This window comes from Limnohabitans sp. (assembly GCF_044373035.1).
Classification (GTDB): Bacteria; Pseudomonadota; Gammaproteobacteria; order Burkholderiales; family Burkholderiaceae_C; genus Limnohabitans_A.
Map to the genome: position 1 here is coordinate 1 of NZ_JBILQU010000149.1, position 4,940 is coordinate 4,940.

The following is a 4,940-nucleotide window of genomic DNA, read 5'->3' on the forward strand; positions in this document are numbered from 1 at the left end:
AGACTGGCGCTGTGGTCAGCAGAACAGCGCTCGGATTTATGCCGTCATCCATCACATGGGTTGGCATTGGAAAATGATTGTTCTGTCTTTTGTCTTGTCCATGTGGGGCAGCGGCACCGCAGCCTTGGAACCTATCCATTGGAACGGCATATGAGACTTGACGACTTGATGACGGCCTTGCCTTGGTGGCTGCCACCTGCCCTTGCGCTGGCTATTGGCCTGATGGCCTTGGCACCTCTGGGCACGCAGGTGTTGGCGCGGGGCGTGGTGTTCATCGACCTGGCGGTGGCGCAAGCGGCAGCTGCGGCAGCTTTGTGGGTGGCGGCAGTGGTAGACCACCCCAATGTCTGGACCACCCAGGCCATGGCCACCACCGGTGCCATGGCGTGCGCGGCGGCCGTGGCCTGGCTGTCGCGCCTATGGCCGCAGCAGCGCGAAGCCCTGATTGGTTTGCTTTACGTCTCGGGGGCCAGCATGGCTTTGCTGGGTGCCGGGCAAGACCCGCATGGCCGCGAGCGCCTGGGCCAGTTGCTGGCGGCCGATGTGCTGTGGGCCGACTGGCCCCAAGTGATGGTCTTGACCGCATGCGCTTTGGCGGTGGCTGCATCGCGCCGTTGGCTGCAGCGTGATGCGGTGTTTTACCCGGGCTTTGCGCTGGTGGCCAGCCTGGCCGTGCCGGTGCTGGGTTTGTTTGTGGTGTTTGCAGCCTTGATCGCGCCCGCACTGTGGCAGCGCGCGGGTTGGTCTGCTGTCGGGGCAGGGCTGGGGGCCATGGCGGCCAGCGCTTTTGGCCTGCTGGCTTCGTGGATGTTTGATGTGCCCAGCGGTGCCAGTGTGGCTTTGGCCCTGTCGGGGTTTGGGGCGCTCAGTGCGTGGGGGCAGACGGAATCCGGGCACGCATCGTCAAGGGCCATGTGAGCGTTTGCACAGCACGACGGGCTGCTGATTGGCGGCGCAAAGTCCCGTTGTGATGTTGTGTCTTGCCGTAGCACTCACTTGGTCAAAATCAACTTGCCTTGCCGCGTGGTTTGCAGTCGATAGATTTCGCCTTGGTGCTGGATCAACACTAGGGCCTGATCACCCATGAGCGCGCTGCTGTCGAGCATGCGCGGTGCTCTGGCGTAAGACGCGCTGGTGGCTGAGGGCGATGGCTGTTCTGGTTGGCGAGGTACTTGGTTCGGCAAGGAGCCGTTGGGCGTAGCCACAGGCTTGTTGCTCATGGTGCTTGGCCTTCGGTCACAAAGCCGATTTTAGCCATGCCTGCGCGTTGTGCGGCGGTCATGGCAAAAGCCACTTTTTCATAAGGCACTTTTTTGTCGCCTCGAATGTACAGCTGGGGCTGCGGGTCTTTGGCCGCTTCGAGTTGCAAAACGGCTTCGAGGGCATCGGCTGCGATCGCTGTTTTGCCCAAAAAGAACTGGCCTTGCGCGTCCACCGCCAATTGCAGGTTTTCGGGTGGCGTCTTGTCGCGGGTGCTGCTGGTGCGGGGCAGCTCCACCTTCACGGCGTGCTGCACCACCGGGATGGTGATGATGAAGATGATCAAGAGCACCAGCATGACGTCCACCAGAGGCGTCATGTTGATTTCGCTCATCACGTCATCGGCGTTGTCACTGATTTCAAAGGACATGGGGCTTTCCTTGGGGGCTGTGCATGTGTCTGCTCAGCCCCGGCATGGGGTGTGATGGGGGGCGGTGTTGGCGTTCAGTGGCTGCTGTGGGTCAGGCTGGACGCTTGCGAGGACGGAGCGATGCGGGTGCCGGTCACGTAATAGGCGTGCAGGTCGTGGGCAAAGCGGTTCATGCGGGCGATGATGAATTTGTTGCCACGCACCAGCGCGTTGTAGCCCAGCACCGCCGGAATGGCCACGGCCAAACCCAACGCCGTCATGATCAGGGTCTCACCAATCGGGCCCGCCACGGCGTCGATGCCCGCGTTGCCAGTGGCCCCAATGGCCACCAGCGCGTGGTAGATGCCCCAAACGGTGCCAAACAAACCCACAAAAGGCGCGGTCGAGCCGATGGAGGCGAGGACCGCCAATCCGTTTTGCAATTTGCCGGTGCTGTCGTCAATGGCGTTGCGCAGGCTGCGGGTGACCCAGTCGCTCACGTCCAAGCGGTCGTGCAATTGTTTTTGCGCGGCCTGGTGGTGGTCGGTGGCCTCTTGCCCTGTGATGGCCAGGTCGTGGAACAGGTTGCCTTTGGAGCCCAAGACGTTCAGGCCTTCGCTCAGGCTGTGGCTGTGCCAGAAGGCTTCGCTGCCCAGCGCCTGCTGTTTGTAGCGCCAGACGTCGAGCGCCTTGAGCACGATGACGATCCAGCTGACGATGGACATGCCAATCAGCAAAGCCATGATGGCGCGGGTGACGGCATCGCCGTGCAGCCAGATGTGTGAGAGGCCAAAAGAGTCGGACATGATTTTTTACTCCAGAACAAAACGAACAGGGACGTTGAACCACATGGCTTCGAGGTTGCCGTGGCGTTTGCCGGGCACATAGCGCCAGCGTTGAACGGTGTCGAGGGCCGCTTTGTCCAGGCGGTCGTAGCCACTGGACGTGCGGATTTCGGCTTGCTCGGCCGTGCCTTGCAGGCCTATGAACACGCGCACGATCACGGTGCCTTGCTCCCCCATGCGCTTGCTGATGCGGGGGTAGGCCGGCGCTGGGTTGTTCAAGTAGTCGGCGTCAGAGGACGGGAGGACCAGGCTGGGGGGCGCAGGTTTGCTGGCACTGGCGCTGGGGGCTGCGGCCGGAGCGGATGGTGTGGCGGGGGCGCTGTTGGCAGCGGCAACAACAGGTGTCACGAGAGGTGCCATAACAGGCACCACGACAGGCGCGGAGGGGCTGGCTTCGGCCTGGTTGCTGACGGTTGGCAAGGGTGTGGGGACTGGTGTCGGCCGGGGCTGCGGCACAGCGGGGGACACCGACTTGGGTTGTGGCTGCGGTTGGGGTTGTGGTGCAGGTGGGGTGGGCGATTCCACCATGACCGAAGCCATGATGACTTGGGCTTCTTCGATGGGGGATGCTTGTTCCAACCAAGCTTGTCCCATCGCCCACAACAGGGCAAGGTGGGCCAGCAGCACGGCACCAGCGACGCGCCAGATGCGGCTGTTGTGGATGCGGAAGGGGCGGCGGGCCACTTCGAGGGAGGCGCTCAGTGAGGCGTTGAGTGGGGCTTCGAGTGTTGTCATGGTGATTTCAAGCCGGGCCTTGTGCGCCATGGGCGTGGGCGTTGTGGTGTTGTTCCAGCGATGCAAGATGGTCCGGATGGATGTCCTGCAAATGGGCGCAGCCGCACAGGGCCAGGGTCATTTCAAATTCGTCGCGCAACAGGCGCAGCACATGGGCCACGCCTTGCGCCCCCGCATGGGCCAGGCCAAACAGGGCGGGGCGGCCCAGCAGCACCGCATCGGCCCCCAGCGCTAAGGCCTTGAAAATGTCGGTGCCGCGCCGGATGCCGCCGTCCACCAGGATGTTCAGGGTGTGTGGTGTGGCCGCGTTGTGTCCGCGGACGGCAGCAGCTATAGGGGCTAGCAGGTGGGCGGTTTCGGGCAGGGTGTCGAGCGTGCGGCCGCCATGGTTGCTCACGATGACGCCCGCCACTTGCAGGCGAGCCGCTTGCAAGGCGTCTTGCGGGTGGGTGATGCCTTTGAGCAAGATGGGCAGTCGGGTCATGCTTTGCAGCCAAGCCACATCGGCCCAGGTGGGGGCCGCGTTGGCCAGGCCTGCGCACAGGCCGCTGGCGTCGGTGACTGGAGTGGCTGCTTGTGGCCAATGCACAGCGCGCACGCCTGGGGGCAGTTGCATGCCTTCGCGGCGTTCGCGGTCGCGCACGCCGTGTACCGGGGCGTCCACGGTGAGCACCAAGGCTTCGTAGCCTGCGGCCTCAAGCTGTTGAAGCAGGTCTTGCAAATAGGCTTTGTCGCTTTGCCAGTAGAGCTGAAACCACAGCGGCCCCCGGTCGGGCTCGGCCAGCATCAGTGGTGCCACGGTTTGCAGTGGCGTGCTGGTTTGGTGGCTGAGCACCATGCCGCACCGTTGGGCGGCCGCTGCCATGGCCATGCCCGCTTCGCCATCGGCATGGGCCCAGCGCTGAAAAGCCATGGGCGCGACCAGCAAGGGGAAGGGCCAGGTTTTGCCCAGCAATGTGCAGCGTGTGTGGCCGCCGCGCAGGTCTTGCAGCACACGCGGGGCCAAGCCCCATTGCTGCCAGCCGCTCAGGTTGCGTCGCAGCGTGATTTCGTCCGCCGCACCGCCGCTGAAATACGCCCAGGCCGACGCCGACAGCACCGCTTGTGCGGCGCGTTCGTGGTCTTGCAGGTTGACGATGGGGGTGGGCATGGCGGCTCGAAAACAGGGGGCGTGAAATTCAGGGGTGAAAGAGAGGGGTGAAAGGCAGAAGCTCGGCCCAGCGGCGTTCAGGTGCTGGCCCACTGGCGCAGCAGGTTGTGATAAACACCTGTGAGCGCGGTGGTCTCGGGCGTTTCGCCGTGTTGCTCGCGCAGCTTGAGCAGGTTCATGTCCAGATCAAACAAAATGCGGCGCTGCTCGTCCGAGCGCACCATGCTTTCGACCCAGAAAAAGCAGGCCAAGCGCTGGCCACGCGTGACGGGCGTGACTTCGTGCAGGGTGTGGCCGGGGTACAGCACGGCGTGGCCTGCGGGCAGTTTGACGCGGTGGTGGGTTTCATGGTCTTGCGCGACCAGTTCGCCGCCTTCGTAGTCAGTCGGTTCGTTCAAAAAGACGGTACACGACAGGTCGGTGCGCACCCGCTCGCCATCGGCACGCAGGCGAATCGCGTTGTCGATGTGCAGCCCGTAGTGCGGAAAATTAGGGGTGTAACGGTTCACGCGGGGCGTGAACACTTTGAGCGGGAGTGCAGCCGAGAAAAACTCGGCCGATTGGTCCAGCCCCGCCAGGACCCAGGCCCGAATTTGCTGCG

General features: G+C 63.6%; 7 protein-coding genes. 1 reads left to right on the top strand and 6 read right to left on the bottom strand.

Annotation, left to right across the window (positions count from 1 at the left end):
- Window positions 1-150 precede the first annotated feature (150 nt).
- Window positions 151-918 (top strand): hypothetical protein, encoded by a 768-nt coding sequence (locus ACIQ47_RS14620; RefSeq protein WP_396438801.1) that lies wholly within the window; start codon window positions 151-153, stop codon window positions 916-918.
- A gap of 74 nt (window positions 919-992) precedes the next feature.
- Here ACIQ47_RS14620 and hemP read toward each other — a convergent pair whose 3' ends face one another.
- The 6 genes from hemP to ACIQ47_RS14650 form a co-directional block, all read right to left on the bottom strand.
- Entirely contained in the window at window positions 993-1,220 is a 228-nt protein-coding gene (gene hemP / locus ACIQ47_RS14625) for a hemin uptake protein HemP (protein WP_396438802.1), read from the bottom strand.
- Window positions 1,217-1,630 (bottom strand): ExbD/TolR family protein, encoded by a 414-nt coding sequence (locus ACIQ47_RS14630; RefSeq protein ID WP_396438803.1) that lies wholly within the window; start codon window positions 1,628-1,630, stop codon window positions 1,217-1,219. Before ACIQ47_RS14630 ends, hemP begins: the two co-directional genes overlap by 4 nt.
- 74 nt (window positions 1,631-1,704) lie before the next feature.
- The gene (locus ACIQ47_RS14635; protein WP_396438804.1) at window positions 1,705-2,415 is read right to left on the bottom strand and encodes a MotA/TolQ/ExbB proton channel family protein; all 711 of its coding nucleotides are present in this window, start codon (window positions 2,413-2,415) and stop codon (window positions 1,705-1,707) included.
- Between the two features lie 6 nt (window positions 2,416-2,421).
- Window positions 2,422-3,189 carry an energy transducer TonB gene (locus ACIQ47_RS14640; protein ID WP_396438805.1) on the bottom strand — a complete coding sequence of 256 codons (768 nt, stop codon included), beginning with the start codon at window positions 3,187-3,189 and terminating at the stop codon, window positions 2,422-2,424.
- Window positions 3,190-3,196: 7 nt separating this feature from the next.
- The gene (locus ACIQ47_RS14645) at window positions 3,197-4,339 is read right to left on the bottom strand and encodes an alpha-hydroxy-acid oxidizing protein (protein ID WP_396438806.1); all 1,143 of its coding nucleotides are present in this window, start codon (window positions 4,337-4,339) and stop codon (window positions 3,197-3,199) included.
- 77 nt (window positions 4,340-4,416) lie between these two features.
- A partial coding sequence (locus tag ACIQ47_RS14650) for a Fe2+-dependent dioxygenase (protein WP_396438807.1) occupies window positions 4,417-4,940 on the bottom strand: 524 nt, incomplete at its 5' end.

What these genes read in the sequence shown, in the direction of transcription:
- ACIQ47_RS14620 (WP_396438801.1), top strand. Translation starts at nt 151, where the DNA reads ATGAGACTTGACGACTTGATGACGGCCTTGCCTTGGTGGCTGCCACCT.
- ACIQ47_RS14645 (WP_396438806.1), bottom strand. Translation starts at nt 4,339, where the DNA reads ATGCCCACCCCCATCGTCAACCTGCAAGACCACGAACGCGCCGCACAA.
- ACIQ47_RS14640 (WP_396438805.1), bottom strand. Translation starts at nt 3,189, where the DNA reads ATGACAACACTCGAAGCCCCACTCAACGCCTCACTGAGCGCCTCCCTC.
- ACIQ47_RS14635 (WP_396438804.1), bottom strand. Translation starts at nt 2,415, where the DNA reads ATGTCCGACTCTTTTGGCCTCTCACACATCTGGCTGCACGGCGATGCC.
- ACIQ47_RS14630 (WP_396438803.1), bottom strand. Translation starts at nt 1,630, where the DNA reads ATGTCCTTTGAAATCAGTGACAACGCCGATGACGTGATGAGCGAAATC.
- hemP (WP_396438802.1), bottom strand. Translation starts at nt 1,220, where the DNA reads ATGAGCAACAAGCCTGTGGCTACGCCCAACGGCTCCTTGCCGAACCAA.